The 23615-nt window shown below is 36.3% G+C and carries 27 protein-coding genes and 3 pseudogenes; 5 read left to right on the forward strand and 25 right to left on the reverse strand.

Annotated elements, in window-relative coordinates:
• Positions 1–63: 63 nt before the first annotated feature.
• Positions 64–2053: pseudogene (gene tkt, locus L3081_RS10660) on the reverse strand (transketolase).
• Positions 2054–2407: 354 nt separating this feature from the next.
• Between tkt and L3081_RS10665 the strand changes: the two are divergent.
• A complete protein-coding gene (locus L3081_RS10665; RefSeq protein WP_242285987.1) occupies positions 2408–2548 on the forward strand; it encodes a hypothetical protein in 141 nt (46 codons plus the stop codon).
• Between the two features lie 64 nt (positions 2549–2612).
• Here the strand turns inward: L3081_RS10665 and L3081_RS10670 are convergent, their stop codons facing one another.
• The 11 genes from L3081_RS10670 to L3081_RS10715 all read right to left on the reverse strand — a co-directional run bounded on the left by L3081_RS10670 (position 2613) and on the right by L3081_RS10715 (position 10773).
• Positions 2613–2936, reverse strand: a complete 324-nt coding sequence (locus tag L3081_RS10670) for a hypothetical protein (RefSeq protein WP_242285988.1) — start codon at positions 2934–2936, stop codon at positions 2613–2615.
• 52 nt (positions 2937–2988) lie between these two features.
• Positions 2989–3786 (reverse strand): type II toxin-antitoxin system HipA family toxin, encoded by a 798-nt coding sequence (locus L3081_RS10675; protein WP_242285990.1) that lies wholly within the window; start codon positions 3784–3786, stop codon positions 2989–2991.
• A gap of 120 nt (positions 3787–3906) precedes the next feature.
• Positions 3907–4308: a HipA N-terminal domain-containing protein gene (locus L3081_RS10680; RefSeq protein ID WP_242285991.1), complete on the reverse strand. Its 402-nt coding sequence runs from the start codon at positions 4306–4308 to the stop codon at positions 3907–3909.
• Complete coding sequence (locus L3081_RS10685; protein ID WP_242285993.1) at positions 4302–4649, reverse strand: helix-turn-helix domain-containing protein; 348 nt, start codon at positions 4647–4649, stop codon at positions 4302–4304. Before L3081_RS10685 ends, L3081_RS10680 begins: the two co-directional genes overlap by 7 nt.
• A 351-nt stretch (positions 4650–5000) precedes the next feature.
• Positions 5001–5717: a tyrosine-protein phosphatase gene (locus tag L3081_RS10690; RefSeq protein WP_242285994.1), complete on the reverse strand. Its 717-nt coding sequence runs from the start codon at positions 5715–5717 to the stop codon at positions 5001–5003.
• Between the two features lie 425 nt (positions 5718–6142).
• Positions 6143–7879: a GumC family protein gene (locus L3081_RS10695; protein WP_242286010.1), complete on the reverse strand. Its 1737-nt coding sequence runs from the start codon at positions 7877–7879 to the stop codon at positions 6143–6145.
• A 5-nt stretch (positions 7880–7884) separates the two neighbouring features.
• Positions 7885–8388 carry a Wzz/FepE/Etk N-terminal domain-containing protein gene (locus tag L3081_RS10700; protein ID WP_242286012.1) on the reverse strand — a complete coding sequence of 168 codons (504 nt, stop codon included), beginning with the start codon at positions 8386–8388 and terminating at the stop codon, positions 7885–7887.
• A gap of 94 nt (positions 8389–8482) precedes the next feature.
• Positions 8483–8941: a polysaccharide biosynthesis/export family protein gene (locus tag L3081_RS10705; RefSeq protein ID WP_242286014.1), complete on the reverse strand. Its 459-nt coding sequence runs from the start codon at positions 8939–8941 to the stop codon at positions 8483–8485.
• A gap of 45 nt (positions 8942–8986) precedes the next feature.
• On the reverse strand, positions 8987–9496 hold the full coding sequence (locus L3081_RS26795; protein WP_338027349.1) for an outer membrane beta-barrel protein: 510 nt from the start codon (positions 9494–9496) through the stop codon (positions 8987–8989).
• Complete coding sequence (locus L3081_RS26800) at positions 9456–10190, reverse strand: outer membrane beta-barrel protein (protein ID WP_338027296.1); 735 nt, start codon at positions 10188–10190, stop codon at positions 9456–9458. The genes L3081_RS26795 and L3081_RS26800 overlap by 41 nt, the downstream gene beginning before the upstream one ends.
• A 166-nt stretch (positions 10191–10356) precedes the next feature.
• Positions 10357–10773, reverse strand: a complete 417-nt coding sequence (locus L3081_RS10715; RefSeq protein ID WP_242286016.1) for a 3-phosphoshikimate 1-carboxyvinyltransferase — start codon at positions 10771–10773, stop codon at positions 10357–10359.
• A gap of 240 nt (positions 10774–11013) precedes the next feature.
• Between L3081_RS10715 and L3081_RS10720 the strand changes: the two genes are divergently transcribed.
• Positions 11014–11256, forward strand: coding sequence for a hypothetical protein (locus L3081_RS10720; protein WP_242286018.1), 243 nt, complete (start codon positions 11014–11016; stop codon positions 11254–11256).
• A 118-nt stretch (positions 11257–11374) separates the two neighbouring features.
• Here the strand turns inward: L3081_RS10720 and L3081_RS10725 are convergent, their stop codons facing one another.
• The 10 genes and pseudogenes from L3081_RS10725 to L3081_RS26810 all read right to left on the reverse strand — a co-directional run bounded on the left by L3081_RS10725 (position 11375) and on the right by L3081_RS26810 (position 17986).
• Positions 11375–11947 (reverse strand): uracil-DNA glycosylase family protein, encoded by a 573-nt coding sequence (locus L3081_RS10725; protein ID WP_242286019.1) that lies wholly within the window; start codon positions 11945–11947, stop codon positions 11375–11377.
• On the reverse strand, positions 11944–12189 hold the full coding sequence (locus tag L3081_RS29040; RefSeq protein ID WP_420839724.1) for a cysteine-rich CWC family protein: 246 nt from the start codon (positions 12187–12189) through the stop codon (positions 11944–11946). The genes L3081_RS10725 and L3081_RS29040 overlap by 4 nt, the downstream gene beginning before the upstream one ends.
• 178 nt (positions 12190–12367) lie before the next feature.
• Positions 12368–13207, reverse strand: a complete 840-nt coding sequence (gene phoU / locus L3081_RS10735) for a phosphate signaling complex protein PhoU (protein WP_242286023.1) — start codon at positions 13205–13207, stop codon at positions 12368–12370.
• A 12-nt stretch (positions 13208–13219) separates the two neighbouring features.
• A pseudogene (gene pstB / locus L3081_RS10740) lies at positions 13220–13965 on the reverse strand (phosphate ABC transporter ATP-binding protein PstB).
• A gap of 116 nt (positions 13966–14081) precedes the next feature.
• The gene (pstA, locus tag L3081_RS10745) at positions 14082–15398 is read right to left on the reverse strand and encodes a phosphate ABC transporter permease PstA (protein WP_242286025.1); all 1317 of its coding nucleotides are present in this window, start codon (positions 15396–15398) and stop codon (positions 14082–14084) included.
• On the reverse strand, positions 15391–16164 hold the full coding sequence (pstC, locus tag L3081_RS10750; RefSeq protein WP_242286026.1) for a phosphate ABC transporter permease subunit PstC: 774 nt from the start codon (positions 16162–16164) through the stop codon (positions 15391–15393). The genes pstA and pstC overlap by 8 nt, the downstream gene beginning before the upstream one ends.
• Positions 16113–16667, reverse strand: a complete 555-nt coding sequence (locus L3081_RS10755; protein WP_338027297.1) for a phosphate ABC transporter permease family protein — start codon at positions 16665–16667, stop codon at positions 16113–16115. The genes pstC and L3081_RS10755 overlap by 52 nt, the downstream gene beginning before the upstream one ends.
• Positions 16649–16822: a hypothetical protein gene (locus L3081_RS28200; protein WP_338027298.1), complete on the reverse strand. Its 174-nt coding sequence runs from the start codon at positions 16820–16822 to the stop codon at positions 16649–16651. Before L3081_RS28200 ends, L3081_RS10755 begins: the two co-directional genes overlap by 19 nt.
• 85 nt (positions 16823–16907) lie before the next feature.
• The gene (locus L3081_RS26805; protein ID WP_338027350.1) at positions 16908–17510 is read right to left on the reverse strand and encodes a substrate-binding domain-containing protein; all 603 of its coding nucleotides are present in this window, start codon (positions 17508–17510) and stop codon (positions 16908–16910) included.
• Positions 17510–17986 carry a substrate-binding domain-containing protein gene (locus L3081_RS26810; protein ID WP_274620492.1) on the reverse strand — a complete coding sequence of 159 codons (477 nt, stop codon included), beginning with the start codon at positions 17984–17986 and terminating at the stop codon, positions 17510–17512. The genes L3081_RS26805 and L3081_RS26810 overlap by 1 nt, the downstream gene beginning before the upstream one ends.
• A 342-nt stretch (positions 17987–18328) precedes the next feature.
• Here L3081_RS26810 and L3081_RS10765 point away from each other — a divergent pair, with 342 nt between their 5' ends.
• Complete coding sequence (locus L3081_RS10765) at positions 18329–19429, forward strand: 3-deoxy-7-phosphoheptulonate synthase (RefSeq protein ID WP_242286028.1); 1101 nt, start codon at positions 18329–18331, stop codon at positions 19427–19429.
• A 208-nt stretch (positions 19430–19637) separates the two neighbouring features.
• Positions 19638–20771: pseudogene (tyrA, locus tag L3081_RS10770) on the forward strand (bifunctional chorismate mutase/prephenate dehydrogenase).
• Between the two features lie 95 nt (positions 20772–20866).
• Here the strand turns inward: tyrA and L3081_RS10775 are convergent.
• Complete coding sequence (locus L3081_RS10775; protein ID WP_242286034.1) at positions 20867–21463, reverse strand: hypothetical protein; 597 nt, start codon at positions 21461–21463, stop codon at positions 20867–20869.
• Between the two features lie 250 nt (positions 21464–21713).
• On the opposite strand from L3081_RS10775, the gene L3081_RS10780 reads away from it, so the two are divergent.
• A complete protein-coding gene (locus tag L3081_RS10780; protein ID WP_242286035.1) occupies positions 21714–22400 on the forward strand; it encodes an MOSC domain-containing protein in 687 nt (228 codons plus the stop codon).
• Between the two features lie 197 nt (positions 22401–22597).
• Here L3081_RS10780 and L3081_RS28205 read toward each other — a convergent pair whose 3' ends face one another.
• Complete coding sequence (locus L3081_RS28205; protein WP_242286037.1) at positions 22598–22855, reverse strand: PEP-CTERM sorting domain-containing protein; 258 nt, start codon at positions 22853–22855, stop codon at positions 22598–22600.
• A gap of 314 nt (positions 22856–23169) precedes the next feature.
• The gene (locus L3081_RS10790; protein WP_242286038.1) at positions 23170–23403 is read right to left on the reverse strand and encodes a hypothetical protein; all 234 of its coding nucleotides are present in this window, start codon (positions 23401–23403) and stop codon (positions 23170–23172) included.
• Positions 23404–23615 lie beyond the last annotated feature (212 nt).

Raw genomic sequence — 23615 nt, forward strand, 5'->3', positions numbered from 1 at the left:
AGAGGGATAAAAGGTGGGCTATTAAAATCGCCCACCATAGAAGTGCCGTTTGGTAAACGTAAATTAAAGTTTATTTACCGTATTGATAACATTATCAACAGTAAAACCAAAGTATTCAAGTAGCACATTACCCGGTGCAGACTCACCAAAAGTTGTCATACCAACTACTGCGCCATTCAAGCCTACATATTTAGCCCAAAAATCAACATGCGCAGCTTCAATAGCAACACGTTTGGTTACGTTTGCAGGTAAAACTGATTCTTTGTAATCATTGGTTTGTGCGTCAAAAACATTAGTAGATGGCATTGAAACAACACGTACTTTTTTGCCTTGCTCGGTCAAAACTTTAGCTGACTCAACAGCCAAAGCAACTTCTGAGCCAGTAGCCATTAAAATAACGTCAGGTGTGCCATCACAATTTTGTAAAATATAAGCACCTTTGGCAATATCGCTAACTTGTGATTGGTTACGAGTCATTGCCGGTAAACCTTGACGAGAAAAAATTAGCGCAGTTGGAGCTTTTTGGTTTTGTACTGCCGCTTTCCATGCAACAGCTGATTCAGTTGCATCGCATGGGCGCCATGTGGTTAAGTTTGGTGTGGTACGTAAGTTAGTTAACTGCTCAATAGGTTGATGCGTAGGACCATCTTCACCTTGACCAATTGAATCATGGGTGTAGACAAAAATATTTTGGATACCCATTAATGCTGACATACGTACCGCATTACGTGCATATTCCATAAACATCATGAAAGTAGCGCCGTAATTGATAAAACCACCATGTAATGAAATACCATTCATAATACCGCTCATACCAAACTCGCGAACACCATAAAAAATGTAGTTACCGGCTGCATCTTCTTGAATACCTTTAGAACCAGACCAAAGTGTTAGGTTTGAACCCGCTAGATCGGCAGAGCCACCAAGCATTTCTGGTAAAACGTGACCAAAAGCTTCTATAGCATTTTGTGATGCTTTACGTGAGGCAATATTTTCACTATTTTCATGGCATTCTTGTATGAACGCATTCGCTTTTTCTTCAAAGTCTTTCGGTAATTCACCTTTTATAACACGGCGTTCAAATTCACTGGCAAGTTCAGGGTAAGCTGCTTGGTAAGCGCTGAATTTTTCATTCCAATTAACTTGGTTAGTTGCGCCTTTTTCTTTTTGATCCCATTGTGCATAAACATTTTCAGGAATTTCAAAAGGAGCATGAGTCCAATTTAAAAATTTGCGTGTTGCTGCTATTTCGTCATCACCTAAAGGAGCACCGTGACAGTCATGAGTGCCTGATTTATTGGGTGAACCAAAACCGATAATTGTTTTACAACAAATCATACTTGGTTTGTTAGTAACCGATTTTGCTTCAGTTATCGCTGCGGCAATTGCCTCACTATCATGTCCGTCAACACTAATGACATGCCTGACCGTATGATTCGAAGCGTTGTGGGGTATTATCTGTAAACCGACCATCAACATGACCATCAATAGAAATACCATTGTCATCCCAAAAAGTGATTAGCTTGCCTAATCCTAAAGTACCTGCCAATGAACATGCTTCATGAGAAATACCTTCCATCAAACAACCATCACCTAAGAAACAATAAGTGAAGTGATCAACAACGTTGTGTCCTTCACGGTTAAACTGTGCTGCTAAAGTTTTTTCCGCAATTGCCATGCCTACGGCATTTGAAATACCAAGACCTAACGGGCCTGTTGTTGTTTCAACGCCAGGGGTATATCCATATTCAGGATGGCCTGGAGTTTTAGAATGCAATTGGCGGAAATTTTTTAAATCATCAATAGATAAATCATAACCAGATAAATGTAATAGCGAATAAATAAGCATTGAGCCATGACCGTTAGAAAGAATGAATCTGTCACGATCCGCCCAGTTTGGGTCATTTGGGTTATGTTTTAAAAAGTCACGCCATAATACTTCAGCGATATCTGCCATACCCATAGGGGCCCCAGGGTGTCCTGATTTTGCTTTTTGTACACTGTCCATGCTTAAAACACGAATAGCATTGGCTAGTTCTTGACGCGACGACATATTAGCTCCGGATCTATTTTTAATTAAAGGGGAAATTGAATTGTGCTTATTTTCCCTTACCATAAGTCATATCGCAAATGATATTACATTATTTTTTATATTAACTCGGTAATATACTTAACTAAGCGTTATTAAAAAGTGCCGTAAAGGTAGTGTTTTGCTTAATTAGCTTATAAATAGTAAATAAATCAATAATTATATTGAATTATTTACTTAAATAGTTTAGTTTTTAATCAAGTTACTTAGATGGTTAATTATTATGTATCTAGTAATTTAATAATATTTAATTTAGATTTAGAAAATAAAAAAAGAAAAGGTAATCCAATCAAAATTTAGTAAATTTAGGTAAATAAAATGCGTAAGTCATCCCCTAGAGGATTAAAGCTGACTACGGTTATTTTTGCAGTACTTATTATGACCGTTTCGGCAATATTGAGTAATACCTCAATAGCTGATGACATGGAAGTAAAAACAGCACAATCAGAATCACAATGAAAATTTAAGCCCTGTTCTCAATAGATTGAGTAACAGGGCTTTTTTCTTTTATATCTGAATTAACTTAACGATACTTGCCATTTTTCGTTTTTATACTGGCTACTTTGCGCGCAATAGCGAGTAATTCTGGCGAAATATCATCAGCACCTGCTTTGATTAATTTGCTCACATCCCCTGATGAAAAAAGTGTTCCGCGATCAGATTTTACACCTAACGATCTTACAAAATCTTTTGTTTTTCCTGTGCTACAAGTATCAATATATTTATAGATAATTTGTTCATTAAAACTTTCAGGCTCTTTTCTCAGTATCGTAATTTGGTCAGAGAGTGATTTAATTTCCGACTCCAAGGTTTCAATTAGGTCGGCAATATTTAAATAGGGTTTCATTAAGTTTTTGACTCTTATAAAGGTTGGTTGATTTTGTACGTAAATGATGCAATTAAATTGTTAGTCTTAAATTTTGATTTACTTCTTCTATTAAAAATTTAGGGACATCTTGTTCTGTAGCAACTTTACGCCATTGAGACACGATTTCTGTGGTGTTATCTATAATATCATCTATTTTCTTTTTACTAAAAATAGGGCTTAGTTTTTCAAAGGTATAAAAATCTTTTCTGGTGAAGTTATCTTGTTTTGAATTGAGTGTCATCCAGTGTTTACTTACCCAATGGCTGTTTGGTTTATAACTATAGGCAAGATCATAAGCAGGTGCTAGCTGCCAACTGTTATCGTTATTTAATATGAACGCAAAATTTTTGGCGTGATCGTCATGGTTTCTAGCCACAACATTAAACACCATTCGTTTAAACAGTTGTAATGCATCCACAGCACCTAATTTTAGCTTTCTAGCGGTACCAAATAATTCAGCATATGAATATGAGCCTATATTTTTATAGCTCACATGTTCAAGCCCGTTGAGTGTTTGTACGTGTATTTTCTCATTACCGCGTCGGTCAAATCTTTGCGTAATAAAATGTCTGCGGTCACCTTCATTGAGCAAAAAGCAGGGCTGCATATTGATGCCGCACTCGGTTGCCATTAAATGGTATGCGTATTCCATAGCACCATACCCCATAGGGTCACCAAAAGTTTCTTGGTTTTTATTATGTTCACTAACCCCGTCAAATTTCATTAAATAATGACTAAAGCCTTCTGGTGCATTTGTTTGCCCAGAGCGCACTTGAGTAAAATCGTTATTAAATGCTAGTACTGCTTTCGGTCTTGCTCCGCCAAGCACTCATACCTACAGACATGAGTGACATCATGGCTTCTTGGTCTTCATGGGCGTTATTTGCTAAATGTAAACTAAATTTTTCTCGTTGGTTTAATACTTCTTGGGCGATAGTAATAAGCGAGTCTAGTTGTATTGCTTGAGAGGCGTTAAGATTTTTTCTTTTAACTGCGGCGCATATGTTAATGCACCCATCCCACGCGTACCGGTATATTGTAAACGTTGTAATGGCGTAATATCACTGGTGGATTTACCTTGGCTAGCTATCCATGCATTCATGACGGCATTACCAAAGTCGTCGGGTAGTGAGTCAGCTATTAGTCCAGGAAGCCCTTTAAATGTTTCGTGATCAATTCCTGGAAATGAATATATTTTACTTTTTAATGGCATTTTTATTGGAGACAGCTCAATACCTGTTTTTATAAAACGAGGAAAGTATTCAAAATAGCCGAGTTGAGTTTCTGTGTTGTAGCTAAGAGCACCAACGTCATGATGTTGGTATTTTACCGTGATAACTTCCATTACCATGAGGTGTTTTCCTTGTTTTTGGCTATGCTTTTAGTCATTGTTTTATGCTCGGCGGTAGCTCTTTTTCGCTGTTTCCCTTGAAGTTTTGCTAATTGAATAGGTGATATTTCTTGCTTGGGGATAAATGCATTTAACTGTTCTGTAAGATTAAGTGCAATTAAAATGGCAATAAAAGATTCGAGTGTTGATTTTCCTTTTTCACTATTAGTGACAGCCTTGATTGATATTCCTGCTTTTTGGGCTAAAGCTTGTTGTGTTAAATCTGCATTTAGGCGAGCGGTTCTTATTCTATCGCCTAATTCACTCGCTATAGCATCAGGTGATTCAGAATCGAATGTCATTATAAACTCCAAAAGAGTGATAGAAACGTATTTATACCAATCTCAGTAACTATGTGATCATTTCTACTTGCTAAAATCACCCACTAGATCGTTATTTAATCATTAGACCAACTCGTTATTGAAATAAATGCCTTGTATTTGGCAATTTTTTCAACGTATAAAATAGATCACTTAGTTAATGAAACTGGTATTATTTTATAGAGTATGACACAGTATTGGAATATAGAAAATAACAGATTTTGTAATCCTCCCTTAAGGGTGTTTTAATCGCTTTTTATGGCTTTTACAATCCTTTAAGGGGTGGTAGGTATGCTATGTAAATTTAGGCGAGAATTTGAACTTTTTGTAAAATCATTGAAATTTATTATTGTGAATCAAACTGTTAGGTATTAAATTAACCAGTGTGCTTGCTTGTTGTTCACCAATTAGTGCTTTTGCATGTTCAAATCCGACCAATATATCAGGTTTTCGTCCTTTTAAATTATGACAATCAGAGGCTATTGCACTGACTTTCTCATCAATAAGGAGTTGTTCTGCAAAATGTTGTACGTCACTACCAAACTTACCTGTAAGGCTGCAAGAAGTGATTTGGATAGGACAACCTAAATCGATAAATACTTGTAGCTTTTCTGGATGGTTCATGAAGGTACTGTTACGTTCTGGATGCACAATAATAGGAAGATATTTATTTGATAATACCCAACGAACAAGATTGTCACTACCATAAGGAATATCGTTTCGAGGGAACTCTAGCAGAAATGTTTTTTGATCTTGATATTCACCTAACCAAGGTATCTGGTTGCTGCTAACCATGGTCATAATTTCAGGTCCAATGCGAAGTTCTGCACCCAAAAGTAGTTTAATTTGAATATTTTCTTTATCTACTTCTTCTTTAAATTGTATAAATGCTTGCTCTAGCTGTTGCTTTGTATTGTTAAAGCGACCCATATGGATGTGTGGGGTGAGTACTTGTGTTGTCACACCGTTATCAACCGCTATTTTCAGCATAGTTAGTGCTTCGTCTAAGCTGCTAGCGCCGTCATCTATATTGCAGTTTGGGTAAAACATGGCTGTGAATATCTATCATTTCTACATCGATTAAATCTTTTTGATTTAGAGTAATATTATATCATGACAGAGAGATTAGTGATTTTTTATTTATCATTAATACCCGTTTCATTAATTAAGTGATCTATTTTATATGTATAAAATTATATGTATTAAAAATTGCCAAATACAAGGTATTTATTTCAATAACGAGTTGGTCTGATGATTAAATAACGATCTAGTGGGTGATTTTAGCAAGTAGAAGTGATCACATAGTTAGTGAGACTGCTATAAGTTAAAAGAGGGGGAATATAGATAAAATAAAGGTAGCACGGTGAATGAAAAAATTCAGCGTGCTACATTGAAAAGCGCTCAGCAGTTGTTATTGTTTAATTTCTGTTGAAGCTTTATTTAAGCGTGTATTAATTTTTATGTACTTATAAAAATTAATCTTTCGCAGGTTTAGTACCGTAATACTCACCTGAGTAGTAGTGATCACCGTAATAACTCATTTTATTAGGCTCTGCTACCGTTAATACGGCACCAATAATATTCGCGTTTAATTTTTGTAATCTAGACACGGCTTCTTTAGCGACTTTAACACGCGTATCTTCAGCTTTAGCTACAAAGATAACCCCATCAACTTTGTTCGCTAAAATACACGAATCACTTACAGGTAAAGTAGGAGGGCCATCTAAAATTATGTAGTCAAACTCCTGTTTTAGTTTTTCAAGTATCAGTTCAAACTTGTTTGATGACAACAACTCCAGTGGATTTCTTGCAATAGTTCCACACGTAATTACATTTAGTTGCTCATTGTTGTCTTTGTAATATATATCACTTTCTGTGGTCACTGAACCGGTAACTAAATCGGTTAAACCAAATTTAGGTTTTATGTTTAAACTGCTCGCTATGCTAGGTTTACGCAAATCTACTTCCAACAGTAATGTTTTACCTAGGTTGCTATAAGCAGCAGCAAGGTTAATTGCCATCGTTGACTTACCTTCGCTCCCTGTAGCAGAAGTCACTAAAATTGTTTTTGGTGGGTTATCAATATTGGAAAACAGTAACCCTGTGCGGATAGTATTGATACTTTCCGAAAACGGCGAACGTGAATCATCTAAATATTGTTTCTCAGGTTTAACTATGCCTTTTTTACCTTTTACAACCGGTGTAATTCCCAATCTTGGTAGTTTGAGTTTTTCTTCAATAGCGTCTGGAGTTTTAAAGGTGTTGTCTAATGCTTCTCGCATAAAGGCTAATACAACGCCAAAGAAAGCACCAAAGACACCCGCTAGCACTATGATAAGTTTAATATTTGGTTTAAAAGGTACTTTAGGTACAGTCGCACGATCAATGATATGAACATTAGATGCGGTGTATTCACTTTTTCCACTGGTTTCCATTAAACTTACTTGAAAGTTTTCATAGATTCTTCGGTTATTTTCTACTTCTCTTTCTAAGCTTACAAGTGAAAAGTTTTCAGTTTGTAGTGATTGAATGTCAGCTCTCGTTGTGCTGATTAATTTGTTTATATTGGTCACTTGAAATTGTGCTAATCTATAATTTTTCTCAATATTATCAACGACTTTTTTTACTTCTTCGGTAAGGTTTTGTTGTGCGCTTTTAAGCTCTGAACGGGCAGCAATCATTTTAGGGTGTTTCTCACCGTAGCGTTCAAACAGTTCATTAACTTTTCGTGAAAGAAATGCCTCTTCTTTTACCATGTCACTGGCTGTTTTATTCTGTAATACAGGGCCAAGTGAATAGAATTCTTTTGAACCTGGTTCAATATTTTTAATCGCTAAATATTGTTCTTCAGCGGCACTAAGGTTAGTTTGTGCACGTATTAACTCATTATTTAAAGATTGTAACTGAGTGTTAGCAATACGCTGTTGTTGGCTAGTATCAACCAAACCTTGTTGTGAACGATATGTGCTTAATTTGGTTTCTGAATCTTGAAGTTTGGCTTTTAGTGCTGCAAATTGTTCACCTAACCAAGACTCTGTGTTTTTTACTTCACCTAAGCGTGATTCTAAACCAAATTGAATATAGGCATCAGAAAGAGCATTGATTATATCTGCTGCTTCTTGTGGGTCAGCCGAAGTGTAACTAATATTGATGATCTGGCTTTGTTTGCCACCCGATACTTCAATGCCACTTTGAATGCCAGAAGCAAGCATTATTTTTATGTCAGCGTCTGTTGGTGCTGATTTTTTTGGTTGTCAGTTTTGCTAAATAATGCAGAAAACTCTGTTTTTATGTCTTTAATAACACTGCTTAAGCCAGATATTGGTTTACTTTTATTTTCTTTTTTCGCCTTCTTATATTTTTCTACTAAGCCTAGTTTTTCAACAACTGTTTCAGCAATATTACGAGAATTAATTATTTCGTATTGCGTTTCGTAGTATAAAAAAACTAAAGCAGAAGCGATATATTGTTCGTTTCTGTTAGCATTGGGTTGTTGTGGATCTGCTAAAATTTTTGCAGATGCCCTGTAAATAGGAACAGAGGAAGAGGCGATTAAACCGCCAATAATAAGGCAACATAATGTGACTGCCATTATGCTCCATTTAGCTCTTTTGATAGTACGCCAATACTGCCCCAAATCGATAACTTCTTCATTATCAAAGTTTATGTTGGTCGATTGGTTTTGAACGGTCGGTGATTTGTCAGCAACTACTGTGTTCATATTCATTTGTCCTTAAAAAAAGCTTTCGCTGACAGTGATTACATCACCAGGTTTGATTTTGTCATTTAAGGCTACGGCCTTGATAAAACGTTTGTCATTCTCGCTTACTAAAGAAATAGTGGTGCGAGAGGCTCTTTCGGTGAACCCACCGGCCAAGAGCTACTGCTTTTTCAACTGTTAGATTCTTTTTATAAGGGTAGCTACCGGGTTTTTTTATTTCACCATTAATATAAAAAGGGCGGTATTCCGTGATAGTTACAGTAACATTAGGTTTCTTTAAGTAACCTTCGAGTAATAGTTCTGTTATTTTTTGCTCAACTTCAGAAATGGTGTGGCCCTCGATAGCAACTTGCCCTAGTAATGGCATAGAAATGTCTCCATTACCACTAACGCGGACTTTATCGACACTTAAATCATTTTCATTAAATACGGTGATTGATATTTGATCGTCTGCAGAAATACGATAATCATCGATTTCGTCAGCAATGGCAAAACCTGATATTGGCATAATTACAGTTAAGTAAAGAATGAAAAAAAGTTTTAATAACTTCATGAGTTCCCTTTGATATATACGAGTAGAGTTGGATAATGTTTAGGTTTATTTAAACTTAGTGGTTAATGAAAGCCCGATAATATTGGCTTTGTAGTTATAGATTGCAAAATCTGAATTTCTTTCAATGTATTTATAATCTAAGCTGATGTTAAGCCAAGTTAATAGGCTGTGATCTAATCCTAGTTTTATATTATGGCGTTTATCTGTTCTGCTTTGTGCCGTTACTATATCGTCATTATCATAAGTGTATGATGCTTTAATTTGTGTTCTTGGCGTAATTTTATGTTCAGCATTAACCGTATATGTATTGGTTATAAAGGCACTTGTTAGTTGCTGAGAAGATTCTCTCGTCATTCTACTAGCGCCGAGTTTAATCTTGGTGTACGTGTTTGGCTTCCATGTCATATCTAGCATGTATGATAAACCCGTAATGTCGTTATAAACATCTTGCTCAAAGTCTTTACTCTGATAACCAAGTTTAAATGTTCCACTAGTTTTAGCGGTTATATCCCATTCAACACCAAACCAAATAGAAGGCTTCTTTACTTGATTGATCGGGAAATTGACTCTTAATTATGTAGTCATAATCTGCAACACTGGCTTGAAATAATAATCGTGTTTTTGGGGCGATACGGTAAAAAAATGTACCGGTTAATGCATTGCGATCTACATCACGATAATCTTGAAAGTTGTTGCTATAACGGTACTCTCTGTGATCTAAGCCGAAAACTAATTGACCAATACTTTCGCGTGTGCCGTAGTAAAATTTAGCATAAGCTTGTTTTTTTTCGGTTTGATTAAACTCATTAATTAATGAAGACACTGAGTTGTTTGTACCTGGCTCTTCAATTTTATCCTGATAAGAAACTTTAAACTCGGAGTCAATTTTTAGTGAATGATCAAAATGAGCAAAAAGAGCAATATCGTGGTTGTTGTAATTAAGCTCACTATAGTCTTTATAAGCCGCATATTCGCCTTGATAATCCAATGCTAAAATGTGTTTACCCATATAAGTAAAATATTTTAGATCAGGTGAAATGGTTACTGATGAATCTGCAAAAGGTTCCACATTTCGTAACACATTATTGTCATGTTGGGTTAGTAATGAGGCATTTAGTAGTAACCCTTGGCGCTCTTGAGCATGGGTGATTGGGCCAAAAAGGGTACATGTTGCTATGCCAGTGATTAAGATTATTTTTTGTATTTTTTCCACAAAGTTCACAATTACCACAATTTCCTTATCTAGCACAAAAATACCATTTTATTGTTTGTTGCTATCATTCAAAATTTTACGTAAGCAATAAATATGCCCACAATTAATTTTATTTAAAAACAAAAAGTTAGGTTGTTTTTAAATGATGTTTTTTTATAGTGTAAAAAAAGCTGACACGCTTTCTATGATTGATGCGTAGTTTTTACAAAAATGTTTCTTTAAACCGGCCCCAAATACCAAGCGAAAAATTAGGAAATAGATCAATACCTAAGGCAGATTTTACCAGATAAAGTATTAATAATCCAAGTCCAGTACAAAATATTAAAAATAAACTTGATACTATCGCAGTGAGGATGATAGACATGCGTCTTTCTTGTCGGCTTAATTCCCTGTAGTTCTTTCCGGCTAGAAAAACATAGTAAAACCGCCATTGGTAAAAGGGGAGCTTAAATGTGCCTCTTAAATCTATTTTGTGTTTACCCCGCCTACGTGATCCTACTGCAGTTAATAAATGAGTTAACTGTTCATCTGAAAAACTGCTAGCTACCTCTTGAGGCATTCTTGATAATAATTTTTTTATTGCGGGTTGATTTGTTATGTTGTGATCGGTTGCATCCACTTGCATTAATCTTTGTTTTAAAGTGCTTTAATAATTAGAATATATTTTTTTATATCCTTGTGCTACTGTTAATCCTGAGTTTTTACTCTTTCTAATAGTATTGTCTATTTTATTTTTTAAGCTATTTTGCACACTTATATATTTACAGTGTGTAGTTATATAGTTAGTAGTAATGTCATAGTATAGTGATATGGCTTAATTCAATCTAATCATCATCTAAATGCAAAAGGATTTTAGCAAGTGAAACTTTCGCAATGTAGCACAATTAATATACATAAATTACCACCTAAATTAGTTGAGTTATTAAAAACAGCTGAATGCAGCTCTATTGTTGGTTTTGGTGTGACACAAGAACAGCGAGACTTTATGCTATTCACGGCTATTGTAGATAATCAGGATTCTGATTTTTTTAAAGGGCTAACTAAGGAGGTAAAAGAATATCTTTTAACGTTAAGCGAAAGTTTATCCGTTGAGGGACATTAATTACGCTCTCCTTCTTTCATAATCATACCAATCTCACTAACTTAGTGAGCATGGCTACTCGCTAAATCATCATTTACATAGAAAATTAAGTTTCACGTTTATTTTTACTAATGTGATGCTAGTCAGGCATTAACGCGGTAACTTTCTTTTGAAGTAAGGGAATAACCTCTTTTTCAAACCAAAGATTTTTCTTTAACCATAGATTATTTCTTGGGCTAGGGTGAGGCAATACTATTTTATTCAACGGTAATAAAGTTTGCCATTGTTTTGCTAGCTTTGTTATAGGGGCTTTAGAGTGCAAATGCCATTCAACTGCATATTTGCCTAGTATAATTGTTAATTCTATTTCCGTTAGTTTTTCTAATAACGCTTTTCGCCAAGTTGTTGCACATTGGGGTATTGGTGGTAAATCACCTGATTTTCCTCTACCAGGATAACAAAATCCCATAGGCAAAATGGCAAATAATTGCTCATTGTAAAACTGACTTTTATTAACCCCAAGCCATGCTCTTAATCTATCGCCACTTTTATCATCAAAAGGCATTGATTTTTGATGCGCTTTTATTCCAGGAGCTTGTCCCACAATAAGTATTTTACTTTGGGTACTAATTTGTAATATTGGATTGGGTTCTAAGGGTAAGATTTTTTCGCATAATCGACATTGTTTTACTTGAGACAATAAATTTTTCATGCGGATTGTTTTTTGTAGGATGTCAGAATATATTGACGTTTAAATTGATCTGGTTTGTTATTGAACAAGTTAATACAATTTTCGCAAATGCACGATGTACGTCGCAAAGCCGCAGGTACTATAGCCGTAAGCTCATTAGGAATTTTTGCAGTGCTACACCGGCAAGCGTTATTACTGTTAACCATACAATTATTTATGCCCTTACAAAAAGGGCATAATATTGCATTGACTGAATTTTGCATCGCTATATATCTCTTTGGTTAAATAAAACATGCTTAAAACATAGCTAAAACACAACTGATACAGGTTACTATACACATATGTGCAATTGTTGTTTTGCGAGTTTACAAACTTTTAAGTTTTATTTAAAGCTTAATAAATAATAAACGTGCTTTACTTTTTGTAATAAGGCGAGGGGCTTTAAGTTTTCATTTTTGCTTTTATTTGTTCAGTAGTTGCATGTCGAACATCTTTACCTTCAACGAGGTAAACAATATATTCGCACAGATTCGTTGTGTGATCACCTATTCGCTCAAGTGCTCTAGCACACCAAGTAACCCGCAATGCATTTTTTATTTCACGAGGGTTTTCCATCATTTTTGTGACCAACAAACGTGAGATATTGTCAAACTCTTCATCAACTACGTTATCATTTCGGATAATTTCTAATGCAGCTTCTACATCCATTTGGGCGTAGGCCATTAAGGCTTTATTTAACGTTTCACTGACATGCTTACCTAGGTGTTTTAGTTCAACTAACGGTCTTGTATCAACTTCGTCACTATTGCCTTCAATGCTGCCTTCTTTATCTGTATTAGCTTTAATCGCACGATATTTTGCCAATTTTATTGCATTTTTTCCGAACTTTACTGCTTCATCACCCATACGTTCAAGATCGGTTATACTCTTAATAACGCTAACCAATAAACGTAGATCACTTGCAGCCGGTTGTCTTCGTGCTAAAATTTGAGTGCAATATTCATCAATTTCTAGCTCCATAGTGTTGACTTCTTTATCACGTTTAATTACTTTTTTTGCGAGTTTTTCGTCAGCATTTAAAACGGCACTTAATCCATCGTTCACTTGTTTTTCAACGAGGACACCCATATCCATGACTAATGTTCTTACTTGCTCTAACTCTTGGTTAAAGCGCCGTGAAATGTGCTTGTCTAAATGTAATTTTGTCGTAAAGCCCGTAGGATTGTCACTTGATTCACTAGGTGAGCTTTTATCTGTGTGGCTGTTATCTTGCGTTGTCATGTGATTCTCCAATTAACCGAATCGGCCAGTGATATAGTTTTCGGTAAGTTTGTGGCTAGGGCGTGTGAAAATATCTTCCGTTTTGCCCATTTCAACTAATTTTCCCATATGAAAATAGGCGGTGTGTTGCGAAACACGAGCGGCTTGTTGCATTGAATGAGTTACGATGGCAATAGTGTATTTTTCTTTGAGCTCGTCAATTAACTCTTCAATAATTGCTGTGGCTATAGGATCAAGAGCTGATCCGGCTCGTCCATTAAAATAACTTCAGGGCTAACGGCTATTGTTCTTGCGATGCACAATCGTTGCTGTTGTCCTCCAGATAAACCCGTTCCTGGCTCTTTTAATCTGTCTTTAACTTCATTAAATAATCCTGCTTTTTGTAAACTAGTTTCTACAATGTCATCAAGTTCTGATTTGTTGTTGGTTAAACCGTGAATACGGGCCCCATAAGCAACATTATCATAAATAGATTTAGGAAATGGGTTGGGTTTTTGAAATACCATACCAACACGAGCACGTAATAAAACGGGGTCTAAATCTTTGGCGTAAATATCTTCATTATCAAGCAATAATTGACCTGTCACTCGACAACTATCAATAGTGTCATTCATTCGATTTAAGCATCGTAAAAAGGTAGATTTACCACAACCAGAAGGCCCAATAAGTGCAGTTACTTGGTTTTGTGCTAGATCTAGACTGACATTGTGAATTGCTTGTTTTTCACCATAATAAACATCAGCTCCTCTAATTGACATTTTTGCTTCATCGGCGTAGATATTGCCAACAGTATGCGTTATTTCATCGAGGGCAAATTCATTTGGTTTTGTTTCTAAATTAATCATGTATGTTTCTCAATAGATTCTTTTATACGTTATTTATTTTCAAACTTAGAACGCAACACGGTTGCCGTAATGTTTATCACTAATAATAAGGCTAAGAGCACTAAAATAGCTGCGGATGTTTTTGCTAAAAAGGCTCTTTCTGGGCTGTCGGCCCATAAAAATATCTGTACAGGTAAAACGGTTGCTGAATCTACAATACTAGTAGGTACGTCAACAATAAAGGCTACCATACCAATCATCAATAAAGGTGCTGTTTCACCTAATGCCTGAGCTACACCAATAATTGCACCTGTAATGATGCCAGGCATAGCTTGGGGCAATACATGTGAGAATGTTACTTGCATCTTTGATGCGCCCAAACCTAATGCTGCTTCTCTTAATGAAGGCGGAACCGCTTTTATCGCTGCTCTGCTAGCAATTATAATGGTCGGTAATGTCATAAGTGTTAGAACTATCCCACCTACTAGTGGCGCTGACCTAGGCAGCTCAAATAGGTTAATTATCACCGCTAACCCCAATAAGCCAAAAACTATAGAAGGTACTGCGGCTAAATTATTTATATTAATTTCAATTAAATCGGTCCAACGATTATTTGGCGCAAACTCTTCTAAATATAATGCACCAAAGCAACACCCAAAGGAAATGAAAGTAATAAAGTTACCAAGCATGGTCAATAATGTGCCGGCAAGGGCACCTTTTATACCTGCAAGTTCAGGTTCTCTTGAATCACTCGCGGTGAAAAAACTTAAGTTTATGCGATTATCAACACGGTTCTCTGTTACAAGTTTTTCTAGCCAAATAGCTTGTTGCTTTGAAACTCGTAAACCTGCTTCTCCTTGAGAGAATCCTTCTTTAAGATAACTATCCACGTCATCATCCGACCTAATCCAGACATTGACCTTTTTATCAAATTGTTCAGGAGCGGCAATTAACATATCTTTTATCGTAAATTCAGCGTTAGTTGAGAACAACTTAGTTAATTGACGTTTTTCTGAGCGACTAAGTTTTTCACCTGTTGAGAACATTTGATAAACAGAGTTTTTTAATACCTTGCGGTAATTGGCTGTTTTTAATTGTTCAGCAAACGCGGCTTCATTGGTGGGCGATTCAAGGCCTAACCATTCTTTTTTATAAGTAATATCTAGTTTAACCCAGTGCTGATTAAACGCCGGCAGTGCTTTAATTGTTATATCACTGATTAAAATTACTACTAACATAAAGCCAAATAATACCGCTAAGAGTCCTAGACGTTTAAAGCGTTTTTCCTTTTTGTGCCGTTGCTTCAAACTCCGAGCAACAAGCTCTGTGGTAGGAGATTTTTTTGTGTTTTGGATAACTTTAGTCATATTGTTCTCTGTATTTTCTGACCACTTTTAGCGCCAAAATATTTAAGCCAAGTGTGGTAATAAATAACATTAATCCAAGCGCAAAAGCGGCTAATGTTTTTGGACTATCAAATTCTTGATCGCCAGTGAGTAAGGTGACAATTTGCACGGTAACGGTTGTGACTGAATCTAACGGGTTTGCCGTTAAATTTGCAGCCATACCCGCGGCCATTACTACAATCATGGTTTCGCCTATTGCACGTGAAACAGCCAATAAAATAGCGCCAACAATACCTGGTAAAGCGGCCGGAAGTAGAACGCCTATCACGGTTTCGCTTCGCGTAGCTCCCATGCCAAAAGAAGCTTCTTTAAGTGAGTGGGGTACCGCGCTTATTGCATCTTCTGATAAGGATGATACAAAGGGGATAATCATCGTACCCATCACTAACCCAACGGCTAAAGCGCTTTCGGAAGCAACGCTTAAACCAAAGCTCTCGCCTACATTTCTGATTACTGGTGCGACAGTTAATGCGGCGAAAAAACCATAAACAACGGTTGGTATACCTGCTAATATTTCTAACATGGGTTTGGCGACGCTGCGTAATCTAGCGCTAGCATATTGAGATAAATATATTGCTATCATTAAGCCAACGGGAACAGCAAGAAGCATGGCTATAAAGGTAATTAACATGGTGCCGGCAAATAGAGGAACAGCGCCAAAACTACCTGACCCACCTACTTGATCAACACGCATTGCCGTTTGTGGGCTCCATTGCGTGCCAAACATAAATTCAGCAGGGGAAACGCTTTTAAAAAGTGAATTGACTCAAACAAAACCGAAACAACAATGCCTACTGTGGTTAAAATGGCAATGGCTGAAGACGATATGAGTAATGCTAATATGATAGTTTCAGATTTTTGTCGGGCTTTAAAGTTGAGACTAAACTTTCTCACGAGCATGATAACGCTTACTACAGCAATTACTAATACTAGGGCTGTTTTTAACCAAGCGGCTTTTTGATTCAGTGTTTGTAGCGTGAGCGCGGCTTGAAATTGTGCTTGTATGCTTGTATTGCTTTGTTGTTCTATGCCTGCAGCTGCTATGCTTTGAATTAATCCTTGAGCTGTTTCTGTTGAAGCAATAGAACGAATATTGTTTAGATACAAGCCTAAATCAATAGATGATAATTGCTGAATTTTTTCGGGTAATGTATTGGTGAGTAATTGTTCAATAACTAGTTGTTCTACGCTATTGAAAATGAGCAAGGTAATCAGTGCGGTAAACCACATACCATGGCGGTTAATAAACCAAATTGCTCTGGCAAGTTGGTAAGTGCTTTTTTATGTTCTGCTCCGCCGCCAATTTTCAGTGAACGTTTTATTCCAAACCAATAACTAAACAAGGTTAATGAAAGTAGAACAATAAAAAGTAAAGATGAATTCATATAATAAGACCAGTTTTCCAAATTTAACGATAAGATATGACAAGAAGCTTATTCTCGTCATATCTTACGCGTTAGTTAATATGGGTTACTTGTTCAAAGTTAGCGGAGTAAGTGATAAAACATTTTTACGTACGTTTGATAACTTTTCTTCACCAAGAGGAATAAGACCTTTGTCAGTTAAGTAACCTTCTTCACCCATTGCCGCTTCACTAGTATATTCAGTTAAGAATTCTAAAATACCAGGAACTTTACCTACATGAGCATTTTTCACGTAAAAGTATAATGGACGAGATACTGGGTAAGAACCGTCAGCAATGGCCTCAAATGAAGGACCTTCACCATCAATAATTGAACCTTGAAGTGTATCGTTATTTTGATCTAAAAAGCTAAATCCGAAAACGCCGAATGCTTTAGGGTTGCTTGAAAGTTTTTGTACAATTAAATTATCATTTTCACCTGCTTCAATGTAAGTGTGATCTTCACGAACACTGTGGCAAATTTCTTTATACTTAGCTTTGTTTTGTTTTTTTATTGCTTTAATCCAATCGAATTTTTTACAACCGCCTTCTAAAACCAATTCAGCAAACGCATCGCGGGTTCCTGAAGTTGGTGGTGGACCTAATACCTCAATTTTAGTGGTCGGTAGTGTTGGGTTTATATCACTCCATAATTTATATGGGTTAGCAATTAACTTAGGGCTGCCGTCTTTTTCGGAACGTTTTTAGCTAAAGCGAGAAACAATTCTTTACGAGTAATATTCATTTTATTGGCAGTATTTGAGTTCGCAAGTACAATACCGTCGTATCCTACTAATACTTCTGTGATGCTTTTCACACCATTTTTTACGCACATATCAAATTCACTTTTTTTCATACGGCGTGAAGCATTTGATAAGTCAGGTGTGTTTATTGCGTTGCTAGTACAAAATAACTTCATACCACCGCCAGTACCTGTAGATTCAATTTTAGGTGTGTTGAATTTTGTACTTTTACCAAAACGTTCAGCAACAACTGTAGAAAAGGGGTAAACAGTAGAGGAACCTACAGCGGTAATGGTGTCACGGCTATTGCTTTGTGCGTTTGCAACCTGAGCCATTAACGCTACAGTGCTTAAAGATAAGGTCATTATTGTCGTTGTTATTTTTCTCTTCATCATGTTGTTCATAATATTTCTCTTGTTAAAATTTTAACGTTATAAAAATTATTTAATTTAAAGCTGTTTTATTAATCTGGGCACAGTGTAGGAATGTTATATTACAGTTACATGACTGAATTGTTACAGTTATGTGAAAGCGGTACATGAAAGGATTTTTTAAAATTACGCTGTACTCCATTAAATTATTGTGTAAAAATAACCTTACAAATAGCGTAATTAATTCTTTACGATTTTATGTTTTTATTTTTATCAAGCTGCAGTCTTCTATAGACGCATTTTGAAATTTTCAATATTTTCAATAAATCTTGTTTTAGCCAACGCACTTTTAATGACTAAATTATAGGAAAGAACATGGCAACAATAACGGCCGACCGTCAAGCTCACAAAAGCACCTTGAATGATATTCATGTTAACGAAGAACGTGTACTGATAACGCCAGAGCAACTTAGAGAGGAATTACCTTTAAAAGATCCTGGCAGAGCATTTGTAAAATCTGCGCGTAAAATTATTGCCAATATTATTCATAAAAAAGATCCCCGCTTGCTTATTATTAGTGGGCCATGCTCAGTGCATGATATTGAAGGTGCGAAAGAATATGCCCGTGAGTTGAAAAAATTACATGATCAATATAAAGATTCTTTATATATAGTGATGCGTGTATATTTTGAAAAACCTCGTACAACGGTTGGTCGGAAGGGACTAATTAATGATCCACATATGGATGGTTCGTTTGATGTAGAAACAGGGCTTAAAAAAGCACGAGAATTATTAATCTACTTAACTGAATTAGGACTACCATTAGCAACAGAAGCACTTGATCCCATTAGCCCTCAATATTTAGCCGAGTTATTTAGTGGGTCTGCTATTGGTGCGCGTACTACTGAGTCACAAACTCACCGAGAAATGGCAAGCGGTTTATCAATGCCTATAGGGTTTAAAAATGGTACAAATGGTAGTTTAGATGTCGCAATTAATGCATTGCAGTCGGCTGCGTCGTCACATCGGTTTATGGGGATTAATCGCCAAGGCCAAGTGTCGTTGATTAAAACATCAGGCAACCCTGATGGCCATGTTATTTTACGTGGTGGCAAGAAACCTAACTATGATAGCGTTAATATAAATGAGTGTGAGCAAGTGTTAGCCAAACATAGTTTAGAACCAGGAATTGTGGTTGACTGTAGTCATGGTAACTCTAATAAAGATTATCGTCGTCAACCTCTTGTTGCAACGAATGTTTTTAATCAAATAGTTGAAGGTAATAAGTCAATTATTGGTATTATGTTAGAAAGTAATATAAACGCAGGAAATCAAAGTAGCGATCTTGCGATTGCCGATATGGAATATGGTGTGTCGGTTACCGATGCATGTATTGATTTAAACAGCACTAAAACGCTATTATCTCAAGCGAATGATATGCTGAGTGAAGTATTAAACAACCGCATTGCAAAATAATTTTTAGCTATGCGTATTAAATAAAAATTTGGCTAACCATTTTTTTAGAAAACTGTTATTTCAACAAAAGGGTAATTTATTACCCTTTTGTTGGATCTGAGTTTTTTTATTAGCAAACGCTTATTACCATAAGAGAATGTCATAAGAGAATGCCATAAGATATTAGATATAAAAATAACCATAATAGAAAATTGATAAAAGAGAACGTATGAATAATTTTGACGACAATCTTAAAGTTTTACGAGATGAGATTGATGAAATAGATAGCCAGTTAGTCGAGTTATTAGCGAAACGTTTGGCTGTTACTGCCAAAGTGGGGGAATTAAAAAGCGCCGAAGGCATGCCTATTTTTGCGCCTGAACGTGAAGCGCACCTCATTAGTAAACGCAGAGAGCAAGCCGAGCAGGTCTGGTTTAAGTGGTGATTTAATTGAAGATATTTTACGTCGTCTAATGCGAGATTCTTATGTCAGCCAAGACGCCGCCGGTTACCAATGCATTAACCCTGCTTGTAAAAAAGTGGTTGTAGTGGGTGGTAAAGGCCAATTAGGTAGTATCTTTGTTGATTTGTTTCAACGCTCTAACTATCAGGTGGCCATTATCGAACAAGATGACTGGTCAACTAGTGCTGATGTGTTAGCTGAAGCTAGTTTGGTTATTGTTGCTGTGCCAATAAGACTTACATCTTTGGTTATTAATCACTTAAACCATTTACCACTGATTGTATTTTAGCAGACTTTACAAGCGTTAAAGAATCACCACTATATGAAATGATGAAAGTGCATCAAGGACCCGTGGTAGGTTTACACCCTATGTTTGGCCCAGACGTTACTGGGTTAATTAAGCAAACTATTATTGTTTGTGATGGTCGCGAAACAGAGCAGTACCAATGGCTGTTAAAGCAGTTTCAAGTGTGGGGCGCTAAAATTTATCAAGTATCGGCACAAGCACACGATCAAGCTATGTCAATGGTGCAAGTGATGCGACATTTTTCAACCATCGCCTATGGTTATCATTTAATGGCTGAAGGGGCAGATATTGAACAACTGTTAAATATGAGTTCACCTATCTATCGCTTGGAGCTCATTATGGTGGGGCGCTTGTTTGCACAAAATCCTATTCTATATTCAGATATTATTTTTTCTAATCCTGACAATATCATGATGATGAAACGTTTTGCTTATCGTTTTTTAGAGTTATTAGAAGATGTTGAACAAGGAGATAAAACAGCTTTTGTAAGCATGTTTAAACAGGTATCTGATTGGTTTGGCGATTATGCAGACGACTTTTTGGCAGAAAGTAAAACAATGTTGTTAAAAGCAAATGAATTGAAAAAGATCTAGCCCAAATGTTACTTTTCAAGACTAGCCGCGCACTAAAGTTAACGATTTTACTCGTTAACTTTTTCAAGCATTAATTTCAAGCATTAAATTCAGCACTAAAAACGATAAGCAAGCCCGATAGAAATTTGGTGATCAATCCACACAGCTCGGTCAAACTGTGCTACGCAGCCATCTGCTTGACAAAATAAAGTATCATCGTCGTCAGTTAACGTTGCATAGCCACGTAACTCAGTAATGAAGACTAGATTAGCAGAATAATTGTAGCGAGTTCCTACTGCCAAAGTTATTGATGGATAAATAGCGCTATCAAAGTCACTGTGAAAATAAGTAGTACCAATACCTAAACCTAAAGTGGTTACATATTCACGTTCTTTAAACAGTGATACACCGCTGAAGTGCGTATAAACAGTATCAAAAGAGTGTGTTGTGTTATCTATTGTGTCAGTGAAGTCGCGAGAAATATAATTAACTAAAATTTGGCCTTGCCCTGTGGGCGAATCTTGCCAAGCAAAAGCTAGGGCAAAGTTAGGTTCATTTGTCGTTGATAATTCAGCGCTATAATCGTCATTTATCAGTTCAGGACTAAAGTTTTTGCCGATTAATGCTGTTACCTCTAATTCTACCGCTTGAAGGTTAGTTGAGAATAAAAGCATTAATAATAGGCTATACAGTGTTTTTTTTACACCAATCAACCGGGGCGGGCGTGAATAAAACTCCAATGGTGGCATAATTGATTCTTCCTTAGTTTTTTTATGTTTTTCTGTTTATAGTCATAAGCTTACTCTGCTTTATACAAATTACAAGTGATAAAAGGGCAAGTCAGTGGCAATTTAGTGTTTTATTCTTGAGCCCAAACTCAAGTTGATGGTAATTGTAAGTCAATATATTCGATAATCAAAAACTGTTGACCAAAATAAATATTTGGAATGCAGGGAGGTTAGTATGACAAAACAGTATTATCTAAAAGGGGTGTTTCGGGGCACAGCCGAATCTGCATATGGTTTGGAAACCGCAATAAATAAAATTCGGGTTGAAGAACCCTTATATCTATTTTCTGAGGGGTTGGATGGTGATCAATCTGCTGATTTACGTCATCACGGAGGATTAGAACGTGCATTACATCAATATCCTTTCGAGCATTATGCTTACTGGCAACAAAAATATGGAGTCAATAATGAATGGCAAACAGCCGGCATGGGAGAGAATATAAGCTCAATAGGTATGACTGAAGAAATCGTTTGTATAGGGGATCGTTATCAATGGGGCGCAGCTATTATTGAAGTCAGCCAACCACGTTCGCCTTGTTTTAAACTAAATAAACGATGGGGAATTAAAAATTTTTCGGTTGCGATGCAAGATATTAGTCGTTGTGGTTGGTTGTATCGTGTCATTCAACCGGGCCGGGTTAGTGTAAATGAGCCTTTGCAACTGATAGAGCAAGTGCCTAATACAATGACATTACGTGAAGTGTGCGACATTTTTTTTGGTGATCCGCTTAACATAGAGGGATTGAAAAAACTAAAAATGCAAAATAAATTATCACAAAGTTGGATGTCTAAAGTGACTCAACGTCTTGAGACAAATGAGGTGGAAAATTGGCATACTAGACTGCTAGGACCTAAAAAATGAATAAATAAGCGTTATATTATACTTTTTAAGTATAAAAATTATTTTCATCATTATCTTACGCTTACATTTAGCCTTTTATTTTTACTCAGTGGGAATCAACTAGTCATATTACAACGGATGAGGCTATTTTAAAAAAAGCCTCATCACGTAACATAACGCACAAATAAATTGAATTTTATACGTTTTTTTGTTCCCTATTAACGTATTTTTTGTCTCTGTGTTAAGGTAATACCCGCTAGACCTAAACCAAGTAAAAATAGAGTGCCAGGCTCTGGAACATTAGCAGAAGCAGCAGCTACTCTTGCATTAGCAACGATGTAGCCGGTACCATTGCCTGAAATGTAATTGGCTAAAGTATCACCAAAAACCCAGTTAACACCGTAGGCAACATTGGTACCTAAATCTCTAGGAGCTCCAGTACCAAGGCCTGTCCGCCCAGTTGTGAATTCATTCACGCTTGGTGGGGCAATTGTAAAACTAGCTAAGTCAGCAAAGGTTAAATTAACACCTGCACCGAACCCAATGTCGGGAAGCCAAGATTTATCGCTATTTTCATATATTTTGGCTACTTTGTTACTTAAATCAGCAAAGGATAAGTCATAGCCGTTATTGTAAAGTGGTCGGAAGGCAGCATTTGATGGCTCATTTGCAACGACAGCAAAGTTTCCAAGACCATCAGTAATCCAAAAATTTAAATAGGGAGAGACATAAGGTCCAGTTCCAACCGTAAATCGAGTAAGATCATCTAAGCGATCAATATGTAAATTAGTTATATCACCCGCGTTGCACCATTAATATCATTTGAACCAAGACCTGCTTTCTCGCCACCCACATCAATTATAAATTCAATGCTGCTACCGTGGTCAATAATGGTTGGTGTGGTGCGAATATCATAAGCAATAAAGCCGGCGTAGGTTGGTGCTGTAAAGGCAAAAGTACTGAGCCCTGTGATTAGAGCTAAAACTACAGATCGTAAACGGTCTATACATATATTTTTATTCATAAATAACCTCATCTTGTAATTAGTTTTATTGAGCCTTAGAATAGAGCATATTTTATACCACATTAAATTTTGTAGTTTAAAATCAAGTAAATAGGTGGATCTTGGTGAGTATTTAATTGTTTTGGCGGTAGTATTGTAAAAAAAGTAGACAGCTATCATGGTATGAGTGGCAAGTAGATACAATCACCAATTACATCGTTGTTTATTTAATA

This window comes from Colwellia maritima (assembly GCF_022669015.1).
Taxonomy (GTDB): domain Bacteria; phylum Pseudomonadota; class Gammaproteobacteria; order Enterobacterales; family Alteromonadaceae; genus Colwellia; species Colwellia maritima.